The following is a 23,535-nucleotide window of genomic DNA, read 5'->3' as shown; positions in this document are numbered from 1 at the left end:
CACGAGAACGAGCCATTTGGATTCAAAAATGGATTTAAGAACGTTAGATACCCATCAATTGGTATTTGGGTTTAGAATTGTCAACAAATCAATTGTTTTCTATTAGAGGTATTAAATATGAAAAAACAGCGATTTATCCTAATTTTATCTGCAGTCTTAGCCGTTGGTCTTGCTGGCTGCGGCAGTCAGAACCATAAAAACCAATCAAATCAAAAGGCTGCATTGAGTGCCAATATGCAAAATAGCAGTTCAACTGCTTCTTCAACCAAAAAAGCCCATGCAACCAAAAATCTCAGCGATTATCAGTACAAGGTGCCTAAAAAAGTCGCTGATAGCAAAAATTACGTTAAAGACGGTAACCTAACCAGTCCCAGCCAGTTTTCCTACGATCGTTTCGGAACTGAGCAAACGTTGACCAAGATTGCCACGAATGCGGCTGTGCTCTCGGCAGGCAACGTGAGTTATAAAGTCAATAAAGTGAGAGTCTTGAAGAATACGGCCAAAACCTCAGAAGCTAAAACGGCTGCTGAACAAGTATTAAATATCAGCAGTATTCCTGACACTTACTACACCTTTGTGCTCAATTACACGGTTACCAATAAACACAAGACAACGATTGCCCTAAATGGGGTTCAATCCGTCAAAACAGACACCGGTCAAACCATGACAACTGCTGATCAATTGTCAGATTCTTCGGCTGGTAACAAAATTCCAGCCAATGAGTCTGCAACCTTCGTCATGAACGGCTACCTGTATGACTATCAATCAAAGCCGGCCAAGAAACTGTTTATTAATTTTGGCTCACTATTTGATACGCATGGTAAAAAGATTTCAGATAGTCCAAATCGCAAGCTCGTTGTCAAACTGGATTAATTTAATAACTTTGGATTTAAATAAAGTGACTGACGGCAGCTGCTCATTTCCACCATACCAAACAAAAACGAGGTTGGAACGCAACATCATTGCTCCTCACCCGTTAGAATTTTCGTCCCTAACATTAATAAAGCGCGTTTCCTATAATCGTTTCCAAAATATAAGCCAATCCTTCAAACATTCAAAGCCTGAATGTCTGGATGATTGGCTTATTCTGAAACTAGCGGGATCATTTCCCGCTCTGTTATTTAATACTCAAATGTTGACTCATCTGCTTAGCAACCAGTCTCGTATAGTGGACATTTCCACGCGGATTTGGATGGACATTATCACTCCAGAACCAGTCATTGCGGTTATAACTATACTTATGCCAGTTGATCACGTAGAAATTGGCATACTTCTTGGAAGCTCCTTGGATCGTCCGGTTCACTTCTGTTTCCCAATTTCTGGTTGGCACGTGACAATTGACCCAGAAGATCTTGTGACCCTTACCAATCGCCTTCACGACGCTGTCAATTTGGGCTGGTGTCATTGGCGAATTGGTCCCCAAGTTTACCAACACATTCGGTGCTAACTCGCCTTTCTTCTTAAGGGCCTTCAAAACGTCTCCAGCCTGCCAAATCTGGCGACCAACTGCCGCCGAAACGTAAGCTTGATGGAATACTGTCTGCAAGTCCTTACTGTTATCGGCCATGATTGAATCACCAATTGCAGTAAGCGGTTGTTGATGAACGGTTAAATACTCCCGTTTTGTTAACCCATATTTCTTAGCAGTTCGATACTGAGTTGGCGTTAGCTTTTTCTTGAGAAGCTTCTTCATTCGTTTCTTATTATCAGCAACTTTCTTGGCTTGCTTCTGCTTTGCCAAAGCTTTTTTATTATGGACACTTGCGCTGCTCTGATTTTGCAGAATATTTTCCTGCAAGACATTCTTGGCATCTTTAGTCGGTGCAATTGCACTCCCATAGACTGAGATACCAATCAGAATAAGGGCTGGGATCAGCCATAATCGTTTTAACCCATAAGCGGAATCTCGCTGGAAAAATTCATAAATCGATCTGCCCAAATTCCGATAACGGTAATGACGCAGTGGCGCCTCAATGTAACGGTACGACAATTCACTGATAATCATGATTAAAACAATCTCAATGGTTGCATGCATCAAAGGATGGGCCGCGATGTCGTTAACCCGCATTTCGTAAAAAATCATCACTGGAAATTGATAAAGATAAATGCCATAGCTTCTAGTCCCAATCCATGAAAACACCGGATTAGTCAGCCAACGGTTAACGTCTGACCCAGGATGGGCACAGGCAGCTATCAAAGCCGTTGAGGCAATTGCCATCAGGAACATCCCACCGCGATAGGTGAACGTATTCTGGCCTGCCAACTCGAAATACAGGTAAACCATTACTGTAAACGCAATGATCCCGATGATGTTCAGCGTCCAACGCGATCTCGAATTGACGTTCTTTCGTAAGTGAGTCGACGGCCAAACGACCGCTAGCATGGCACCAAAAATAATTGTGAACATCCGGGTGTCAGTTCCGTAATAGACCCGATTTAAAGTATTGGGTCCAGTGTAGAGAACCCCCATTAGTACAGCCGAAAAGGCCGCAAAACCAAATAACACCCACGCAATTGTTCGGCGCTTTCTGATAATGAGCACCAACGCAATTAATATGAGCGGCCAAATCAAATAATATTGACCCTCAATTGATAGTGACCATAGGTGGGTAAATGGTGATTCACCATTAAACCTGTCAAAATAGCTTTGCCCATGACCAACTTCCCACCAATTATATAAGTAGAGCATGTTGGTTGTAATAATTGAACGTAAATTAGTGAGTAATGACCGTTGAAAAAGAGTTATGTATGTGCCGGTTCCCACCAGCATAAATACAAGCGCGGGGTACAAACGTTTTAGACGCCTTGCATAAAATCCCCAAAAATCAATCCTGCCATTCTGTTCCCATTCTTGGAGCAACAAGTCCGTGATTAAATACCCAGAGACAACAAAAAAGATTGGCACCCCTAGATAACCACCTTGCAGCTTGTATGGCAAGAGATGGTAAATGATAACTCCCACAACGGCTAATGCCCGGATTCCATCAAACCCGGAAATGTAGCGGCTGTTTTTAAGCCTTTTTCCCTTTTTTTGTGTTTGCGCTTGTTGCATCGAAATCTTCCCTGTCTTGTCTTTGATTAAATGATTATTCAACGTAGGTAAACGAGAAGTCTAGAATGCTAACGGTGTCGCCATCTTTAGCCCCAGCTTTTCGTAATGCATCATCGATTCCCATACCATGCATCTGACGGGCAAATCTCAACATGCTTTGGTCATGAGCGGTATCTGTCATCTTAAACAGCTTCTCAATCTTATCACCGCTGATGACCCATGATTCGGATTCTTTATCATAAGAAATATTAAAGTCACTGGATTGATCGGCTTTGTAGTCATATTCCTTAGTGGCACTGACTGGCTGATCCAAGTCTGCAGCATTCGACTGATCCAATAAATCAGCAGTCTTCCTGATTAGTTCAGTCAATCCGGTATGGGTAACCGAAGAAATTGGCAACACCTCGGGAATCTGATCATGATCAGATGAGCTTTCCGCCAACTTTTGCTTAAAATCAACCAAATTCTCTTGAGAATCAGGCAAATCCATCTTGGTTGCGACGACAATCTGCGGTCTTTTTAAAATCTTGGGATCGTACTGCGTCAACTCTTTGTTAATTGCAACAAAATCCTCATAGGGATCTCTGCCTTCAACACCGGACATATCAACCAAATGAAGGATTACTCGCGTCCGCTCAACATGGCGGAGAAATTGGAAACCAAGGCCAACGCCATTTGAAGCCCCTTCGACTAGTCCTGGCAAATCGGCAACCGCAAAGTCCCGCCCATCATCTAAACGAACCATCCCCAAATTAGGCACCAGGGTTGTGAAATGATAGCCGGCAATCTTGGGCTTGGCAGAGGTGATCACTGACAATAACGTTGACTTCCCTGCTGATGGAAAGCCAACCAAACCAACGTCCGCAAGAACTTTTAATTCCAGTTGCAGTGGGACCTCTTCACCAGGTTCACCATTCTCGGCGATTTCAGGAGCTGGATTAGTTGGGCTGGCGAAATGAATATTCCCGCGACCGCCACGACCAGCTTTGGCAACGATGAGTTCTTGACCCGGCTTAGTCAGATCACCAATGACTTGCCCAGTTTCCGCGTTAGTGACAGTTGTCCCCTCTGGAACTGGAATCACTAAATCATCGGCACTTCGACCAGTCATCGATTTATTGGCACCACCGCCGCCATTCTTGGCCTTAAACTTTCGGTGGTACCGGAAGTCCATCAGGGTGTTCATTCCTGAATCTACTTTAAAAACAACGTTTCCACCGCGGCCACCATCACCGCCAGCTGGACCGCCATTTGGAACATACTTTTCACGTCGGAAGGCGACCATCCCATTGCCACCGTTTCCGGCCTTAACATCTACTTTAACTTGATCAACAAACATGTTTTCACCACTTAATTTAACCTTTACAATTCGAATTACCATTTAGATACTTATGCAGTATACCGACTTTAACGTGCTAGGTCAAAGGTATCTGGAAATCTGAATCAATTATTATCATTTAATGCGTTAATTTTTTGTCTTGGTAATTAGTTACTTTGCGTTCTTCTTCAATTTTACTCAATGAAAACTTGATGGTTTGCGCTGTAGTTTCCGATATTCCCAGCGATCGAATATCATCAAGTGAAGCTGCGGAAATTCGTTTGAGAGACCCAAATTTTCGCAGAAGCTTATTGCGTGTCTTTGGCCCGACACCCGTAATTGCATCCAATCGAGAACTCAGTGAATTCTTGGTATGCACTTTTCGATGGTAAGTAATCGCAAACCTGTGAACTTCATCTTGGATTCGTTGAAGCAAGTAAAACCCCTGACTCTTTGGATCCAGCTTCAGTGGGGTATCAGCGTCACCGAACAATAAATCTGCCGTTTGGTGATGTTCATTCTTAACCATTCCACCAACCGGAATGTGCAGATCCAGCTCATTGACCAGCACATCTTTGACCGCATTCATCTGAATTGTTCCTCCATCCATCAAAATAAGGTCAGGCATCTCGGCGTGTTCCTTCAATAATCTCGAATATCGACGCCGAATAACCTCTTTCGTACTGGCGGCTTCGTCAGCATGATCGACTGTTTTTAATTTATATTTCCGATACAAATTCTTATTTGGTTGACCATCCACAAAAACGACCATTGCAGAAACCAGATCAGCTCCTTGAATATGGGAATGATCAAACGCCTCAATTTTGTGACCAGGCGCAATCCCCATGGCGTCGGTGAGTTCCTTCATAGCACCAGTGGTCTTGCTTTCATCCAGCTCTAATAAGCGGAATTTCTCTTCTAAGACCAACTGGGCATTTTTTCCCGCCATCTCGAGCAAATCGCGTTTCTGGCCCCGCTGCGGCGTCCTGACTGGCACATCTTCAACAACGTGACTAATCACGTCAGCCGGCAATGATTTAGGCACCAGAATCTCCTTGGGCAGAATCTGATTCTTTTGTTTGTAAAATTGAGAAATGAAACTGACCATTTCCTCTTCAGGATCGTCAATAATTGGGAACAATCGCTTTTCTCGTTTCATCAACCGAGACTGGCGAATGAAGAATACCTGAATCGACAGCCACCCCTTGTCCATGTAATAATTAAAGATATCACGGGGCGTATTATCGTTTGAGATGATCTTTTGTTTCTCGACGGTGATTTCAATATATTTAATCAGATCGCGAATTTCAGCAGCCCGTTCGTACTCCATGTTATCAGCCGCTTTCTCCATCCTTGCGGTTAACATTTGTTTTGCATGAGCAACGTTACCATTCAAAAACGACTTGATCCGTTTAATTTGCTTGGCATATTTCTCTTCAGGGACAACTTTAAAACACGCACCCAAACATTGCCCCATATGATAGTAGAGACAGGGACGATTTTGGAAGCCATTACATCTTCGCAATGGGTAAACCTTCTGCAAAAAATTAACCGTCTCTTCAGCTGCATATACATTGGGATATGGGCCAAAATAATAGCCGCCGTCCTTGAGCAGTGAGTTGACAATTTTAATTTGCGGATCGCGTTCATTGGTAATCTTAATGTAGGGGTACCCATTATTCCCCTGTTTTAATTTAATGTTGAAGTACGGCCGATGCTTCTGAATCAAGGTAATTTCAAGCAAAAATGCTTCTTTGTCACTTGAAACAATAATATATTCAAAGTCAGCGATTTCTGATACTAACCGGGCAGTTTTCCCTTCATGGCTGCTCTTAAAATAAGAGCGAACCCGGTTCTTGAGGTTTTTGGCTTTGCCGACATAAATAATCTTGCCGTTAATGTCCTTCATCAGGTAACATCCCGGCAAGTCCGGCAACAGTGACAATTTATGTTCCAAATATTCACTCGCCACAAAGTTCACCCCTTTCAAAATATTCACCCTAAAATTATAACTCGAATATATGTTCTGTTCAATGAAAGGAGCTTTTTTGATAAAAATAGTTGTATATGACAATGATTGATTGAAAGGCACCATTGCTACTTGTTGATGGTGTTTCGCTAGTCGCCGCTTAATATATAAGAGCTTCCTCGTAGAAATCTAAAACCATGATTTCAGTTCCCTGCCACATAGTGGAAACGTGCTCAAAGCAACTGACGCTAACTGTCTAAGAGGCCCTCAACTAAAAGCAAAAACCATGCTTTAGTTCTCTGCTACATAGTGGAAACGTGCCTCGACCAGCTGTCGCTTAATATATAAGAGCTTCCCCGTAGAAATCTAAAACCATGATTTCAGTTCCCTGCCACATAGTGGAAACGTGCTCAAAGCAACTGACGCTAACTGTCTAAGAGGCCCTCAACTAAAAGCAAAAAACCATGCTTTTAGTTGAGGGCCTCTTAGACAACCGCGTCAAACCGTTGCTTTTCGCACTCTACACATTTTGAATAATCTTCCCAATAAAATCCTTTGCCCGTTCATTCTGTGGGTTATCAAACAATTCTTCAGGCTTACCTTTTTCCAAGATGTAGCCATCCGCCATGAACCAGACTTCATCGGCCACTTCCTTGGCGAATCCCATTTCGTGGGTTACGACAACCATCGTCATTCCTTCATTAGCCAGCTTTTGCATAACTTCCAATACTTCGCCGACCATTTCCGGATCCAGCGCACTCGTTGGCTCATCAAACAACATGACTTCGGGATTCATTGCCAAGGCTCTGGCAATTGCCACTCGTTGTTGTTGGCCGCCTGATAGGCTGCTTGGATAGACATGGGCCTTTTCTTTCAAACCAACCAGCCCCAACAAATGCATGGCCGTTTTCTCAGCCTCTTCATCTGACAGATGCTTCACCCGGACTGGAGCCAACTTCAAGTTTTCTAAAACCGTCATATTTGGAAATAAGTTAAAACTCTGAAACACCATTCCCATCCGTTCACGGAGATTCACCAGATGCTTATCATCAACGTTGGTTAAATCTGTCCCTTCGAAATTAACTTCACCACTTGTCGGCTTCTCAAGCAAGTTCAAGCAGCGCAGGAACGTACTTTTACCAGCCCCAGAAGGACCAATCACACAAATTACCTGCCCGGATTTAACAGTGCCATCGATGTCTTTCAACACATCCGTTTGGCCAAATTTTTTACTGAGATGTTTTACCTCAAGAATTTTTTTATCCTGCATGTTTCATCTTCCCTTCGTAATGGTTCAGCAATCTCGTCAACGCAAACGTCATGATGAAGTACAAGACCATCGCAACGAAAATCGGGATAACGCCCCGATACGTATCGGCACGGACAATGTTCAACTGATAAATCAAATCGGTAACGCCAATGATTGAGACAATTGAACTTTCCTTAATCAATGAAATAAACTCATTTCCAAGTGCTGGCCAGATGTTCTTAAACGCTTGTGGCAAAACAACAAATCGCATCATGTCACTCTTAGAGAGCCCCAAACTTTCGGCAGCTTCCGTTTGACCTTTGGCAACTGAATTAATACCTCCACGGATAATTTCAGCAACGTACGCCCCACTATTTAATGAAACGGCAATCATCCCTGAAATGAGCGCTGGAATATTGACAACCACCCCAATTCCAAAGTAAACGAACATGACTTGAACCATCAGAGGCGTTCCTCGGATAAACTCGGTATAACTAATTGCCAAGCCGCGAATCCACTTTTGCTTGCTGAAACGCATGAGTGCCAAGACAACCCCAATCAAAACACCGAAGAACGTGGCGACAATCGAAATCAGGATTGTGAACTCAACCCCTTTGGCGAAGTAAGTCCAATAATGCCACATTGACGTATTGACTGTGTTAACTTTCATGTACTTACCGGCACTGGCAAGGTATTGATCAGTCAGGTGCTGCTGCTTAATCTGATCAATACTCTTATTAACTGCGTTAACCAAACTATTGGAACCCTTCTTAAAGGCAATAGCGGCTCCAACCTCGTTTTTATTCAAATGATAACCAGAAGAGATCATCTTCAAGCTTGGATCATTCTTAACGTATGCTTCGGCACTTGGCTTTTCGATTCCTAACGCATCAATTTTGTGGGTCTTCAAGGCCAAAACCAAATCGGTCGATTTATCCATCCCTTTAACCGTTGAATTAGGAATTTTCTTTTTTGCTAATCCATACTGTAAAGTTCCAGTTTGCGCGCCAATCGTGGCCCCTTTTAAATTCTTAACACTCTTATATTTGTTGACATCACTTGAGTTAATCAAGAAGCTTTGGCCACCTGAGTAATAAATCTTTGAAAAGTCAACGCTTTGGCGACGGGTCGCCGTTGGATTGATTCCGCCGATTGCCATATCGGCCTTACCTGTTTGGATGGCAACCAGCAAAGAATCAAAATTCATACTTTTGATCACCAATTTAACGTGGAGATCTCTGGCAACCTTCTTTGCCACATCAATATCCATCCCAACAATTCGACTCTTACCGCCTTTATTCACTTGAAATTCATAAGGTGGATAATCCGGGCTGGTAACCATAATCAGCTCACCTCGCTGCTTAACCCGCTGCAACGAGTTATCCGCTGCTGAAGCACTACTTGCTTGCCATGCCGTCAACGTAAACAATGCAGTGATCATAATAATGACTTGAATAATTGCCTTAATGCTCTTCTTCATTAACTTTCCTTCTCTCAAAAAGTGAGCAGAGCAAAGCGCTTAGATGTAGATCCCTGCTTTGCACCGCTGCCCTAATTTATAATAACAACAAGGTTACACCAGTTTCTTTGTTTATGCAATATAAATTTGGAATTAGTTGTTTTTATACATATCCCATTCAAAATAATCGGGGATATGCAATTTGCAGTTGAGAAGCATGACATTACCTGGAAATTTTGCTATTATAATGTGGTAACAGGAATAAGGAGATGAACTCAATGTCACTTAAAGTCAATCGTCAAAACGACTTAGACGCAATGTTCGGTAAGTTTGCTGAAATGGACCCAAACGATAATAAACGTGACAAGTTCTTAGGCCATGACAAGAAGGATAAGGACAAGAAAAAGAAAAATGAAAAACGACCAGATAAGAAGTAATCTGATCGCTTAAAGATGATGCGATGTATCCCATGCCGAAATGGTGTGGGCTTTTTTGTGTCTAAAAAAGCCGGAAACTATTCACAACTGTTTCCGGCCATTCGCGCTAATGATTCTGATTAAATTCCCAATATCTACGCAGTCCTGTCTCCAAATCAAACTTTGGTTCAAATCCCAAACTCTGTAACTTGCTGATATCTGCTTCTGACCGTTTAATATCGCCTAAGCGTTGTTCAGCAAATTCAATTTTTAGTTTATCGCCCGAAATTTTCTCAAAAATCCGAATGGTTTCTATTAATGAGACAGAATGACCCGTTGCCACGTTGTACACTTGGCCATTTGAGTCTGGGGTATCGGCAATTAGTTGTAATGCCGAAACAACATCGCCTACATAGACAAAATCTCGTGACTGGGTCCCATCCCCAAATAGCGTAAATAGCTGACCGTCTTGCAACCGCTGAGTAATCAACGACAATACGCCTGAGTATGGCGAACTAGGATTTTGCCTGGGCCCATACACGTTAAAGAACCTCGTGGCTGCCGTGTTCAGTCCATACAACTGACCATAATCGATCACAAACCGTTCAGAAGCGAATTTATCAATGGCGTATGGTGATAACGGCACAATCCGTGAGTGCTCACTTTTGGGTTGATCTGGATCATCGCCATAAACCGCCGCGGAAGATGTGAAGATAACCTTTTTGGGTCGTAGTTGATTTCTCCTCAAGGTCTCCATAATCCATAAATTGGCATCTTGATTAATTTGGTGAGTCACTTCAGGTCGTTCAATTGTATCAGCAACACTGGCAACAGCGGCTAAAAGATAAATATAATCAAATTGATGTTTTATCAATAAGTCATCCATGAACTTCCGGTCGATAATCGACTTTTGATAGAAGGTCAGCTGATCAGATTCAGGTAAGTTCGATAACCGTCCCATCGACAAATCATCGACCACGGTTACGGTATTGCCCTTCTCGATCAAGTCACGCACCAAAGTTGAGCCAATAAATCCAGCTCCCCCGGTCACTAAAATATTATCAGCCAAACATTTCACACTTCTCCCTACTTGATGACTGCTTGTTGCCAGTCCTTGGCAACCTCGGCGTTGCTGAACTTCTCAGCGGTCTTCTTAGCATTCTCAGAATATTCAGCCATTCGATCGTGGTCTCGCAGTAAAGCGACAATTCCTTCGGCCATTTCTTTAGTTTCTCCATCTTTGAATAGGAGCCCATTCCAACCATCCCGGATGATTTCACTTGGCCCATAGGCAATATTAAAGGCAACCAGTGGCAAACCGTAGCTGGCAGCTTCTGTCAAAGCCAAAGGTTCAATATCAACCGGAGTTGGGGTGATAAATAGCTTAGAGGCGGAATAAGCGTCAGCCAAATCAATCTGGTAACCTTTAAATTCAACTACGTCGTCAATCCCAAGGTCTTTAGCCTTTTGCTTGGCATCCTTTTCAGCTGGCCCATAACCATAAACCAAAAATTTCATGTCACTTTCATGATTATGAATTTCTTTGAAGGTCTCAATCATTCGAATAATGCCTTTATCATTACCAAGCCGCCCAACGAAAATGATCTGGTTCTGCTTGTCGGTAGTGGGTTGTTGAACGCCGTCAACCGTTGCAGCTGGTAATGCTAATACAGGAATGTCCGCCCCAATTTTCTTCTTGATATGTTCGGTCACATCTTCCTGTTGCTCCTTAGTGGCCACGATGATTCCACTCAACTTTTCAATATTATTTTTATCGAATGCGTAGGTATAAATGTCATTCAGTTGTCCCAACGCCAGCGAATACTTCTGGTCAGTTTGGATCATTGGCATGAAGATGTACTTACGTGAACGACTATTGATATTCATCACCGGCTTGTATGTCGTCAACGGACGATCGGCGATGAAGGTATTTTGTCCGGGTGTCTCACTCTTATCAAGCTCATTCAAGAAAAATGTATAAAGCTCGTCAATGTTGCCAAAGAAGTAATCCTGGCCTTTGTAATTAACCAGCTTGATAAACGTCATATCAGCTTGAGATGTGCCCTCACCACCATATGACGCCTCGATGACAACGTTGCCGTCGACATCCAAATATTCGTCACGAATGACTTTGCGATCAGCATCATAATACTTAACGGACGATTTAAATCCGCGCCAATCCCACATTTCTGCCTTGATAAAGTTTTGATACTTATCAAAATATTCTCGGGTATCAAGTTGGCCAAACGTCCCACCCATAAAGATAACCCGATTATTCAATAGGTTGGCCCGATATACTTTACTAATGGAAGGATCCGGATCAATCTCGTAGGTTGGATTGATATGAGCATCCTTAATCAAGGCCTTTTTTGTTTCGCGATTAACGGCCCCTTGAAAAAAGTCAAACATGTTGACGACATCATCGGACTTCAACCCAAACTTTTCCATTGTCCGATGCAGTTGAGGAGCATATTCACGAGTCACTAATTTGGCCGGAACGCCCATGCTCTTAAACAAACTAAGCCGTTTAAATTCAGCGTGTTCAATTCCTGAGTTCATTGGGTATAAATATTCGTTTACAAAGTAATACATCGCTTATTGGCCCTCCTTAACTGTTTCAAAGTATTTCTGAGCATCTGCGTCCATAATCAACCATTGCTTCCAGACATTATCCTCAGAATACTTATGACGGGATTCGTAAGCTTGGTCGCTAAATTGTTCACGCAACTGATCATTACTCATTAACTTAATAATTGCCTCGGCCATTGCATCGATGTCGCCAGGCTTAACAAGTAGACCGTCCTTGCCATCATTAATGATGTCTCGAGGACCATAATTAATATCATAGGAAACAAGCGGTACCCCGTGTGACTGGGCTTCAATTAACGATAATGGCAGCCCTTCAGCTGTACTGGTTAGAATTGAAAGCTGAGCATTGTCATATACGGCACTAATATTTTGAGTGTAGCCTTTGAACGAAACAACTTTCTTTAGATTGAGATCATTAACCAACTTTTTGGCATTATCCCCAGACTTGTCATTTGCATAGCCATAAATATCCAGGGTTACTCCCGGCACTTTTTTGACCACTTGAGCCACTGCCTTGATGGCATGGTCAATTCGCTTTTCATGTGAAAGCCGGGCAATCATGACAATTTTGCCTTTTTCTCGCTTGCTAAAATCTTGCTTTGGCTTGCGCATCAATTCATCTGGAACCACACCAACAGGAATGACATACGTTCTCGGCTTGTCACCGAAGCGCCGCTCTACATTGTGAGCTTGAGTAGCAGTCGGCGCAATCATCCCTTGCCATTTAGTGAAATTATTTAAAGCATACTCATAGTTATAGTTAAGGCCAGAGTGTTGAGTTTCCACGGGATCGTTCGTATGGTTACTGTGAAGCTGCATCGTCTTGAACGCTCTCTCATGCATCTGTAAAATCGGCCAGGATAATTCCAAGCTGGCATCACTCACAAAGATGTCATTCACACCTTGCTCATGATCTCGCTTAACTAACTCGTCCAAGAAGAACTGAACCATGTTTTTGAAGCCGTCAAATTCCCAGTCATTACCGTTAAATCCCTGAATCCGGTAAAGACTATTGTCGATTTCATCATATTGCTTGCCAAAATGGAAGGTTTCATAAAACATTCGGCCTTTGTCATTAAATACTCGTTCAGCACGAACTTTCCCTTGACGATCATATAATTGCTGCAAAGATCGATAACCGCGGGGATCCCACCAATCGACTTCAATAACTCGTTTAAGCGAATCATAATAAGTCACTGCATCAATATTGTTGGGATTATCGGTTCGCATACTAATTTGCATCAGTCGCTGTTTATCACGATAAACGTCATAATGACCATCCTCAGTTTTTTGAACATCAAAACTGTCTGATATGCCCAGATCTTTGATACCAAAGTCTTTGGATTCAACATTTTCTGTTCCCCCAAAGAAATCGAACATATTAACGGCGTGCTTATTATCGACTCCAGCATGTCGTAAAGCCGGAACCACCGAACGGTCAAAATTGGTGGTTAGGATTTTGACCGGCATGCCATGCTTTTTGAAGAGATCAAACCGCTTCATTTGCGCGTGCCCAACTCCTGATTGCTGCATGGTAACCGTCGTATTAATGAAATAGTACATAAATTCCCCTCCATTATTTAATTATGTATAAAAACAGACGAGACTGTTGCCTCGTCTGCTTTTTCGATTTGAATTAATGATTCAAACCGGTTCCGAGTGAACAACTTTGTCATATACCATTAATTATATCGCTTGAAGTCACCTTCAAACAGTCTAAACTCTGATATTATGCATTTTGTTTACTGGAACTAAACGTTTTTAACAAATTTAACATTAGCAGTTACATAATGACCATTCGTCAATTGGAAACGAGTCTTGTTACCGCTCAAAACAACTGCGTCAACTTTTAGAACCGTTCCATTCTTGAGTGTGATGGTACGATTACGCTTCTGAAAATTGGTTGATTTGTATTGATGAACACCCTTAGCGTTCACAACTCGTACCGTTTTGGTTTCGGCATATCTGAATGACTTATTAGTCTTCTTCAATTGCTTAATCATCGAGGCTTTAGCTGTGACGTAAAGACCGTTTGTCAATTGGAACCTCGTTACTGAACCGTTCTTAACGACTCTCTTAACGTGGATGACGGTTCCTTTCTTCAAGTGGCGTACCTTCTTAGAATGTTTGAATGTCTTCCCAGTATACTCATAGACACCCTTCTTAGAAGAAATGTACAGCGTACCCTTGGCATCGACCTTGTAACCTGTCTTGATTGAGACAAACGTGCTGAATGACTTCAAGGCAGTTACATATGAACCATCACTGAGGATAAATCGAGTTGTCTTACCACTCTTCACAATCTTAACAACATGGAGAACTGATCCCTTGGCAACGTACCCCAGCTTTTTGGCGGTCGCAAACTTCTTACCACCATATCTGTAGAGACCGTGTTTGGTTAGGATTGATTTGGTCTTCAAGTCGGCGTAGTAATCCGTACTTGTCGAATGAACAGTATCAGCATTTTCGGACGTCCATACACCAGAATTATCCACGTTGTTAGATGCACTTGCAGCACTCTTACCACCCTGATCAGAAGCATCAGGCATCACATTTCTAGCGGCATCACTCGCTGCCGTCGAGATTGCATTGGAAACAGCTTTACTTGCATCACTCGCTGCTTTAGAAGCGTCAATAGCGAAACTATTGGCATCACTGGCTGCCTTGCTGGCATCACTCGCTGCCTTATTGGCATCGCTGGCTGCTTTACTGGCATCACTTGCTCTACCCTCGCTGGCTGCTTTTGAAGCATCGGACGCCGCCCTGCTGGCATCACTGGCTGCTTTTGAAGCATCACTTGCAGCCTTGCTGGCGGCACTGGCCGCTTTACTTGCATCGCTAGCCGCCTTATTGGCATCACTCGCAGCACTTGCAGCGTTGGAATCACCACTCGCTGCTTTGTTTGCATCACTGGCCGCTTTATTGGCATCACTGGCTGAACTATTTGCCTTTGAAGCATCTTTAGCTGCGTTTGAAGCGGCATCACTAGCCGCACTGGCATCCTTGGCCGCATCACTGGCGGCTTTGGCACCATCACTTGCTACCTTCGAGGCAGCGTCGCTAGCGGCGTCACTGGCATCGCTGGCTGCCTTGTTGGCGTCACTAGCTGCTTTGCTGGCGTCCGAAGCACTATTTGAGGCATCACTGGCCGCCTTGCTGGCGTCCGAAGCAGCCTTACTAGCGTCGCTGGCTGCCTTAGAAGCATCACTGGCCGCACTTGAAGCCATATCCGAATTACCATCACTGGCGGCTTTGCTTGCGTCGCTAGCCGCTTTGCTTTGATCACTAGCAGCCTTCGAGGCATCACTGGCTGCCTTAGAAGCATCACTCGCATTCTTCGAAGCGTCACTGGCGGCTTTGCTAGCGTCACTGGCTGCCTTAGAAGCATCACTCGCAGCGGAAGCTGCTTTACTTGCATCACTCACAGCGGAGGCATCGCTGGCCGCGTCACTAGCAGCCTTGCTGGCATCACTGGCCGCATCCGAGGCCGCTTTGTTGGCATCAGAGGCACTCTTCGAGGCATCGGAAGCTACTTTACTAGCGTCACTGGCTGCTTTGCTGGCATCACTGCCGGCCTTGCTGGTGTCACTCGCCGCTTTACTATCAGCGGCTTTGGAAGCTGCATCACTCGCAGCTGCACTGGCATCACTCGCTGCCTTATTGGCATCGCTGGCCGCTTTGCTAGCATCACTGGCCGCATTAGAAGCCGCATTCGCATCACCATCACTGGCGGCTTTACTTGCATCGCTGGCCGCTTTGGAAGCCGCACTAGCGGCATCACTGGCTGCACTCGCAGCACTAGCAGCTTTACTTGCATCGCTATTAGCAGCCGAATCATTCTTGGCTGCATCACTGGCCGCACTGGCATCTTTGGCTGCGTTCGAAGCGGCATCACTAGCGGCACTGGCATCTTTAGCCGCATCACTGGACGCTTTGGCACCATCACTCGCTACCTTCGAAGCGGCATCCTTAGCTGCTTCGGAAGCGTCACTTGCTGAGCTATTAGCATCCGAAGCAGCTTTGCTAGCATCCGAGGCACTCTTCGAGGCGTCACTCGCTGCTTTAGAAGCATCCGAAGCGGCTTTGCTGGCATCGCTGGCCGCCTTGCTGGCGGCACTCGCCGCATCAGAAGCTGTACTGGTATCACCATCACTGGCCGCTTTACTTGCATCACTGGCCGCTTTGCTTTGATCACTAGCCGCTTTCGAGGCGTCGCTGGCCGCTTTGCTGGCATCCGAGGCACTCTTCGAGGCGTCACTCGCTGCCTTGCTAGCATCACTGGCCGCTTTGTTGGCATCCGAAGCAGCGCTCGCTGCTTTAGAAGCGTCACTGGCGGCTGATGCATCGCTGGCCGCGTCACTGGCGGCCTTGCTGGCATCACTGGCCGCATCCGAGGCCGCTTTGTTGGCATCCGAGGCACTCTTCGAGGCATCGGAAGCTACTTTACTAGCATCACTGGCCGCTTTACTTGCATCACTGCCGGCCTTGCTGGTGTCACTCGCCGCTTTACTATCAGCGGCTTTGGAAGCTGCATCACTCGCAGCTGCACTGGCATCACTCGCTGCCTTATTGGCATCGCTGGCCGCTTTGCTAGCATCACTGGCCGCATTAGAAGCCGCATTCGCATCACCATCACTGGCGGCTTTACTTGCATCGCTGGCCGCTTTGGAAGCCGCACTAGCGGCATCACTGGCTGCACTCGCAGCACTAGCAGCTTTACTTGCATCGCTATTAGCAGCCGAATCATTCTTGGCTGCATCACTGGCCGCACTGGCATCTTTGGCTGCGTTCGAAGCGGCATCACTAGCGGCACTGGCATCTTTAGCCGCATCGCTAGCCGCTTCCTTATTGGCATCACTTTGGGCATTCTTGGCCGCCGCATCATTAGCAGCGTCATTGGCATCTTTAGCACCAGCGGTAGCCTTACCACTATTGGCCTTGGCATCATCCGCCGCATCACTGGCGACTTTGTTGCCATCACTAGCGGCTGCGGCATCACTGGTTGGGTCAGCGGCACTTTGCGCATCACTGGCGGCACTGGCCGCTGAAGTGGCGGCACTAACCGCTTGATCCGCATCCGAGGCAGCTGATTTCGCTGCCTGTTTAGCATCACTGGCGGCACTAGCCGCTTTATCGGCATCACTCTTGACATTTGGATTCTTCACTGCCGCATCGCTGGCTGCTGAAGCATCACTGGCAGCTTTATCAGCCGCATCACTGGCAATCTTGGCATCACTGGCCGCTGAAGTGGCCCGATCGGCTGCTGCCGAAGCGTCCGCATTAGCTTGTTCCCGCTTAGCGGCAATATCTGAAGCGGCATTCTTGGCCGCTGCATCATTAGCAGCGTCATTGGCATCTTTAGCAGCATCAATTGCTTTGGTAGCATTATCCTTAGCATCAGAAGCAGCACTATTAGCTAAAACTTTAGTAACAGTGTTATTAGCATCCTTGGCAGCATTAGAAGCAATATCACGTTCGTTCTCGGCTTTATCAGCAGCAATCTTAGCATCAGAAGCATCAGAGGTAGCGGTACTTTCTGCCACATTGGCTGCTTTGGCATCTGAAGCATTACCATCTCCAGCAGCTGCAGCGCTAGCTATCTTCTCCTGGATAGCTGCATCCGATGCACTCTTTTTAGCAGCGACAGCCTGCTCGTTGGCAGAAGCAGCCGCATTTGCTGCAGCGGCCGCATCACTAGCAACCGCCGAATTATTTGGAGTAACGAGAGCTGCATTGGATGCTGCGGAAGCATAAGCATTTGCAGAATCCGCAGCGTCACTGGCTCGTGATGCATCGCTTGCCGCATTCGACGCTTGAACATGAGTATCATTATAAATATCATCCAATGCATTCTTGATAGCAGCTTGAGTATTCTTGACATAACCATCTACGAAGGCTGTTCCGCTGGCGAAACCTCCCAAACCAGAAGTTGAACTATAGTCTGAGGCAGTCCCATCATTAGCGCCACTGTAACTTATATCGCCAACCTTGGTGGAAATAGAGTCATCCCCCACCGTAGCTGTCGGAAGGGTTCCATTTTTCTTGAAGTAATCACTCTTTGCTTGCTCATTTGCTGCTTGTTGACCAGCAGCAAAAGCAGCGTTAGCCAATTTGGCTTCAGCGTTGTATGCCTTCATGTAATATTCGCCAAGCACACTCTTTGCTGAATCACCTAAGCCTTGAACTAACGCATCAAGATTAGCTTTTAACTGGTCCGTTCCCAGAAGAGTCGTGTCACCCTTAAACGTAGTATTACCGTTAACCGTCGTGGTATCGGCCACCTTGCCATCTTTCTGGCTATGAGAAGTTGAATCGGCATCAGCTTGTCCTTTTTTAGCAGCATTAGAGCTTTGCAAATAAGCTAACACGTTTGCATAATCGCCAACGGCAACACTAGTCGCAGTCGATACCGACATTGTCTTTGTATCAGTATCATAAACATTGTTTCCAGCAGTTCCCTGATTAACAAACTGAATTTTATTACTATCAATAGTAATATTTGGATTAGCATTAAAGTCGCTGATAGCTTGTTTGATGGCGTTAACTTCAGCATTATAAATTGCTAATATTGTGTTCTGAGCACCAAGCGGATTAGCTTGGTAATTCTTCATAGCATCCCCATCATCATAAAATGATGTAATGGTATTGCCATTGCTATCCTTACCAGTGGTAACAGTGGTTAATTGAGCATATTCCTTATCATTAATGACGCCTTGATCATGAAGATTATTAATAATGGTAATAGCATCTGTACTTCCATTATCAGTCATTGCATTTTTGGCAGCCATCGCTAGGATTGAAGGTGCTAATTTCTTACCATAAGCATAGCCAACAGCCTGAACAAACCTGATAATGTCACTATACGCCTGACCATTCGAAGCCAGCCCCTCAGGATTTATATCTTTGCCAATTTTACCCAATACATTATCAGAATAGCCCTTGAGACTCTTAAAGTCGTTATCAAAATCAGCATCAGTTTTTTTAGTATCTGTATTTGTAGCATCATCATGTACAGTGGCATATCCGTTCATTGCAACAGAAATAGCTTCTGACATTCCTTGTTGAAAATTAGTGTTAATAGTGGTTCTAATACCTTTAGCAATTGACAAATAAACTTGGTTAACAACGCTAGAGTTAATGGCCCCACTAAAACCAAACATTTTGGCAATTGATAGTAATGGTGTATTTAGTGCCATAGCATCGCTTAATCTTTGAGGAAGTGTAACTGAAGAACCTGTATCGTCACTTTGACTGCCCCCAACAGACCGAATATCAGAAAGTGCTTGATTAATAATCGCATTTTGAATTTGTGAAAGTGCCATAGCAATTAAGTTATTAACATTGGTAATGGCTTTACTAGCCATTGTATTAATAGCCGAATCAGAACCATTAGGTGTGTATTTGAAAATATTAGGATTCCGGGCTGTCGTATTCTTACCGCCAAGAGCACCATTAATCATCTGGATTAATTGTTGAACACCACTACCCAGTGCTGAAAAAACATCATCATTATTATTCAAGTCGCTGGGATTATATCCACCCGTATAATCAGAGGATATTCCAAATAATCCCGATATTACAAAGCTTGGGGTTTGGACTAATGTCTTAGCATTATCAGGATCCTGAACTTCATTCTTAACTTGGGTGAGGTAATCACTAACCTGTTGACCAAAATTACCAATCGTTGAAGCATATCCGACATACCATGCAAGCGATTTGCCAGTAATCGTATTCCAATTTTTCCAAGCTACATTGCCTGGGTTAGTATTCTGTTTCCCAGTTAGTACATCAATTCCAAATTGAAACATGGTGCCATTGGTATCTTGATATTCATCCAAGATATTCGCCAACATTGGAATTTGACCTGAGTCGGTCGGAACCGATTGGTTATTAAAGACTCCTTTATAATCCAAATCATTCTTTGCAGTATTATATCCAGCAGAAAAATCGCTTGAATTACTTGCTTTAACCGCATTTATAAAGTCTGTGAAGGCCGTCTGAGCAGCTGTCAAATTAGATTTGGCCGTGTCTAAAGCCGTTTGTGCTGCAGCTTTGTCAGCGGCTGCTGCCTTGTTATATGCATCTAAAGCTTTGGTATATGCATCTGAGGCAGTGTCAATATTAGTTCACTATTGTTTTCAAACTATCAGTCGTAAGAGCTGGTTCAGCTTCTGACAGCGCAAGTGTTACCGGTTTACCAGTCTTAACTGCAGCTGCTTTCAAAGCAACGATTTCGTTTGATGACAAGCCAGTGATATCAATGGTGCCATTATTATCCTGAGTCAGGTTATTTTTTTTCAGCAAGTCAGCAAATACCTGATCAGCCTCATTATCTGCCAACTGCTGCTCATTCGTTTCACTAATCGTAATTTTCTGACCAGAGGCAGCAACAGCAGTCTTAACAGCGGCCAGCTGATCACTGGTTAGCTTGGAGGCATCGATAGTTGAGCCGTTTAAAGTTGCACCGTTTGCTTTAAGTGCAGCAGCTAATGTAGCAGCTGTATCACTGGCCGTTGTTGATTTAGCTGCGGCAGATTTTACCGTACTTGCGGCCTTGGTAGCATCACTCGTCGTTTTGGCAGCATCACTTACTGCCTGGCTGGTACCATCTGAGTTAACGGCATCAGGTGCTGCTGACGTCACTGCAGCTGAGCTCGCGGATGTGGCATCAGTTGAAGCTGCAGCTGAACCATCACTAGTTGATGTTGTAGTTGAAGCCTGTTTTGCATCACTCGTTGCTGTTCCATCGGACGCTGTAGAAGCTACTTCACTGGCTACATTAGTTGCCGTATCAGCAGCTTTGGTCGTTTCCTGAGTTGCAGCAGATGTCGTATCGGTACTCTTTGCACTAGTGCTTTGAGCTGATTCACTGGCTGCACCAGATGTCTGGTTGGTATCAGTTGAATCAGCTTGGGTTGTCGTGCTTGTGGTATCACTCTTTGGGGCCTGCGAACTTGTATTCTCACTTGCCGCCTCAGTTAAAGTTGCCTTGGTGCTGTTTTCAGACGTTGCTAATTCAGCTTGTGTATCAGCACGAACTGAAACATCCGACAGCATAAAAGAACCTAAAGACAGCATAAATAGGCTGGCAAATACCCATTTCTTGCCAACCTTATACATTTTGTAGTGTAAACCCGTTTTATCAGACTTCCCCCACAGATTGTTTCTAGAAGAGTTTCTTCCTCCCATTTATGTACCCCCTATCGTACATTGCATAAAAACAATACTAAAAACTTGCAAAAAATATTAAATTTAATCTGATACATTCCCCAGATTGATGATTATATGATAACACATTCATCAATTAACATGCGAAATTACTGCTTACTTTTCTTCACTTTTTTACCGATTTTTATATGCATTGTGTTAACTACTTTTCTTCATCCAGCCCCGTGGGACGCTATTTTAGCAATGTTACGTAAAAATAGGGATTTTACTTTCCTATAACGTTTTAAACAAATACGTTGAATTTTTCTCACCAAAATTTAAAATTACCCAGCGTATTCCAGAAGCAATAAGTTATCTAACGATGAATACTTTTTGATTATTTTTACATTCAATTTCCTAAAATTTAGCGGTTTTTATGGCACAAAAATTGTAAATTTCACCCAAAAAAGGAGCAGGCGGGAATTTTCTTTCTCGTCTGCTCCTCTACTCATATATCGGTGGAAGATATTAATAATATTAGTATGCTTATCATCAACATCATCCACAATTATGAGTTATTTATTATTTCTCACAAACTTTACGTTTGCAGTTACGTAATGACCATTAGTCAATTGGAAACGACTCTTACTGCCATCCAGAACCACAGCTTTAACTTTAAGTGTCTGGCCCTTCTTAACGGCTGAAATTCGATCACGTTTCTTAAAATCAGGTGATTGATATTGGTAAGCACCCTTTGCATTCACCACGTGAACCTTCTTAGAAGAGACATAACTAAATGTCTTATGGGTCTTCTTAAGTTGCTTAACCATTGTTGACTTGGCGGTTACATAACGACCATTCGTTAACTGGAACCGAGTGAGTGAACCACTCTTAACAACTCTTCTAACCTTCAGAACGGTTCCCTTTCGCAGGTAACGAACTCGCTTAGAATGCTTGAACGTCCTACCAGTGTGTTCGTAAACACCCTTCTTGGAAGAGATGTACCAAGTACCCTCAGTATCAATGCGGTAACCAGCCTTGATTGAAACAAACTTATCAAATGATTTCAGGGCGGTCACATATGAACCATCTCGAAGAAGGAATCTCGTCGTATCACCACTCGTATCAATCATGATAACGTGAAGGACTGAGCCCTTTGGAACGAAGCCAATCTTTTTAGCCTTAGCAAACTTCTTACCACTGTAACGATACATATCGTGCTTCGTTATGATCGTATCGGTTACCAACTTGGTGTAGTAACCGACGTACTCATTTTGACTTGGCACAGCAGCTTCCTGACTAAATTGATTATTAGCACTTGGTGCCTGACTCGGAACAGCTGCACTACCAGAGGTTGCTCGAGCAGCAGCATCACTATTCGCAATACTGGTTGCTTTACCAGCAGCAGAAATTGCATCGTTAGCATACTTCTCGGCATCACTTTCAGCAGCTGAAGCGGCTTTGGCAGCATCACTCGCTGCACTTACCTTGTTCCAGAAATCATTGTAAGCATTTGAAGCTCCAGCTTTGTCTCCGGCAGCCGCATCAGAAGCAGCTTCATCAGATAACGATTTGGCATCGCTGGCAGCCACTTTGGCATCACTAGCGTCACTGGCTGCATCAACCGCATCAGAAGCAACTCGAGATGAATCACTGGCGGCTTTCTTAGCATAACTTGCTGCATTGGCATCTTCAGAAGCAACACTAGCTGCTTGACTGGCAGCATGGGCAGCCTTTGAATCATATGAGTTGGCACCATTAGCAGCGTCACTTGAACTCTTAGCCGCATCGCTTGCTGCTTTGATGCCATCGCTTACGGCCATTGACGTGGCAGCACTGGCATCGCTAGCAGCCTTCTTGGCATCAGCTGCAGCTGAATTGTTTTGATCCGCTGCAGCTGAAGCAGCTGAAGCACCAGATTTACCTGCTGACGTTGCTTTGTTGGCAGCATCTTGAGCGGAAGCTGCGTTTGATGCCGCAGCAGCATCACTCGCTGCATTCTTGGCATTTGTTGATGCATCGGCAGCTGATTGAGCATCAGACGCAGCCTTTATAGCGGCTTCTGATGCAGCCTTAGCGGCAGCATCGGCGTCGGCAGCAGCGCTTTGAACGGCAGGGTTGTTGGAATCTTTGCCAGCTGCATAATCTGCATCACTAGCATCACTGGCTGCATTAGAAGCAGCTGATTGAGCTGATGTGTTCGCGTTGGCGGCACTGGTGGCCGCTGCGGCCGCACTGGCTGCCGCACTATCTGCGGTACTAATGGCCGTTGCCCGACCAGCCGCATCACTGGCAACTGTTTCACCGTTAGTAGCAAATCCTTTTTGCTTTTCCGC

The 23,535-nt window shown here is 44.4% G+C and carries 13 protein-coding genes; 2 read left to right on the top strand and 11 right to left on the bottom strand.

Features of this window, described 5'->3' with window-relative positions; all coding sequences use genetic code 11:
• Nucleotides 1–117 precede the first annotated feature (117 nt).
• Nucleotides 118–873 (top strand): hypothetical protein, encoded by a 756-nt coding sequence (locus tag FD12_RS00060; RefSeq protein ID WP_056980974.1) that lies wholly within the window; start codon nt 118–120, stop codon nt 871–873.
• Between the two features lie 244 nt (nt 874–1,117).
• Here FD12_RS00060 and FD12_RS00055 read toward each other — a convergent pair whose 3' ends face one another.
• The 5 genes from FD12_RS00055 to FD12_RS00035 form a co-directional block, all read right to left on the bottom strand.
• A complete protein-coding gene (locus tag FD12_RS00055; RefSeq protein WP_056980972.1) occupies nt 1,118–3,052 on the bottom strand; it encodes an acyltransferase family protein in 1,935 nt (644 codons plus the stop codon).
• Nucleotides 3,053–3,086: 34 nt separating this feature from the next.
• Nucleotides 3,087–4,391 carry a GTPase ObgE gene (gene obgE / locus FD12_RS00050; protein ID WP_054748866.1) on the bottom strand — a complete coding sequence of 435 codons (1,305 nt, stop codon included), beginning with the start codon at nt 4,389–4,391 and terminating at the stop codon, nt 3,087–3,089.
• 118 nt (nt 4,392–4,509) lie between these two features.
• Nucleotides 4,510–6,342, bottom strand: coding sequence for an excinuclease ABC subunit UvrC (uvrC, locus tag FD12_RS00045; protein WP_056980969.1), 1,833 nt, complete (start codon nt 6,340–6,342; stop codon nt 4,510–4,512).
• 517 nt (nt 6,343–6,859) lie between these two features.
• Nucleotides 6,860–7,609, bottom strand: a complete 750-nt coding sequence (locus FD12_RS00040) for an amino acid ABC transporter ATP-binding protein (RefSeq protein WP_056980967.1) — start codon at nt 7,607–7,609, stop codon at nt 6,860–6,862.
• A complete protein-coding gene (locus FD12_RS00035) occupies nt 7,599–9,068 on the bottom strand; it encodes an ABC transporter substrate-binding protein/permease (protein ID WP_056980964.1) in 1,470 nt (489 codons plus the stop codon). The genes FD12_RS00040 and FD12_RS00035 overlap by 11 nt, the downstream gene beginning before the upstream one ends.
• Nucleotides 9,069–9,325: 257 nt before the next feature.
• Here FD12_RS00035 and FD12_RS14020 point away from each other — a divergent pair, with 257 nt between their 5' ends.
• Entirely contained in the window at nt 9,326–9,484 is a 159-nt protein-coding gene (locus FD12_RS14020; RefSeq protein ID WP_164480504.1) for an SPJ_0845 family protein, read from the top strand.
• A 106-nt stretch (nt 9,485–9,590) separates the two neighbouring features.
• On the opposite strand, the gene FD12_RS00030 is transcribed toward FD12_RS14020, so the two are convergent.
• The 6 genes from FD12_RS00030 to FD12_RS13965 form a co-directional block, all read right to left on the bottom strand.
• Nucleotides 9,591–10,541, bottom strand: a complete 951-nt coding sequence (locus tag FD12_RS00030; RefSeq protein WP_082622102.1) for an NAD-dependent epimerase/dehydratase family protein — start codon at nt 10,539–10,541, stop codon at nt 9,591–9,593.
• Nucleotides 10,542–10,549: 8 nt separating this feature from the next.
• The gene (gene asp1 / locus FD12_RS00025; RefSeq protein WP_056980962.1) at nt 10,550–12,055 is read right to left on the bottom strand and encodes an accessory Sec system glycosyltransferase Asp1; all 1,506 of its coding nucleotides are present in this window, start codon (nt 12,053–12,055) and stop codon (nt 10,550–10,552) included.
• A 3-nt stretch (nt 12,056–12,058) separates the two neighbouring features.
• Complete coding sequence (locus FD12_RS00020; protein ID WP_054748864.1) at nt 12,059–13,615, bottom strand: glycosyltransferase family 4 protein; 1,557 nt, start codon at nt 13,613–13,615, stop codon at nt 12,059–12,061.
• 188 nt (nt 13,616–13,803) lie between these two features.
• Nucleotides 13,804–19,965, bottom strand: a complete 6,162-nt coding sequence (locus FD12_RS00015) for a DUF5776 domain-containing protein (RefSeq protein ID WP_156404055.1) — start codon at nt 19,963–19,965, stop codon at nt 13,804–13,806.
• A gap of 208 nt (nt 19,966–20,173) precedes the next feature.
• Nucleotides 20,174–21,241 (bottom strand): KxYKxGKxW signal peptide domain-containing protein, encoded by a 1,068-nt coding sequence (locus FD12_RS00010; RefSeq protein WP_056980958.1) that lies wholly within the window; start codon nt 21,239–21,241, stop codon nt 20,174–20,176.
• 533 nt (nt 21,242–21,774) lie between these two features.
• A partial coding sequence (locus tag FD12_RS13965) for a DUF5776 domain-containing protein (protein ID WP_235809028.1) occupies nt 21,775–23,535 on the bottom strand: 1,761 nt, incomplete at its 5' end.

This window comes from Lentilactobacillus rapi DSM 19907 = JCM 15042 (genome assembly GCF_001436255.1).
GTDB lineage: Bacteria > Bacillota > Bacilli > Lactobacillales > Lactobacillaceae > Lentilactobacillus > Lentilactobacillus rapi.
Note: the sequence above shows the minus strand (reverse complement) of the source record. Positions and strands in the feature narration are given on the sequence as shown.

Bases quoted from the DNA above. Each gene is read 5' to 3' on its own strand.
- FD12_RS00060 (WP_056980974.1), top strand. From the start codon at position 118: ATGAAAAAACAGCGATTTATCCTAATTTTATCTGCAGTCTTAGCCGTT.
- FD12_RS00055 (WP_056980972.1), bottom strand. From the start codon at position 3,052: ATGCAACAAGCGCAAACACAAAAAAAGGGAAAAAGGCTTAAAAACAGC.
- obgE (WP_054748866.1), bottom strand. From the start codon at position 4,391: ATGTTTGTTGATCAAGTTAAAGTAGATGTTAAGGCCGGAAACGGTGGC.
- FD12_RS00040 (WP_056980967.1), bottom strand. From the start codon at position 7,609: ATGCAGGATAAAAAAATTCTTGAGGTAAAACATCTCAGTAAAAAATTT.
- FD12_RS00035 (WP_056980964.1), bottom strand. From the start codon at position 9,068: ATGAAGAAGAGCATTAAGGCAATTATTCAAGTCATTATTATGATCACT.
- FD12_RS14020 (WP_164480504.1), top strand. From the start codon at position 9,326: ATGTCACTTAAAGTCAATCGTCAAAACGACTTAGACGCAATGTTCGGT.
- asp1 (WP_056980962.1), bottom strand. From the start codon at position 12,055: ATGTATTACTTTGTAAACGAATATTTATACCCAATGAACTCAGGAATT.
- FD12_RS00020 (WP_054748864.1), bottom strand. From the start codon at position 13,615: ATGTACTATTTCATTAATACGACGGTTACCATGCAGCAATCAGGAGTT.
- FD12_RS00010 (WP_056980958.1), bottom strand. From the start codon at position 21,241: ATGGGAGGAAGAAACTCTTCTAGAAACAATCTGTGGGGGAAGTCTGAT.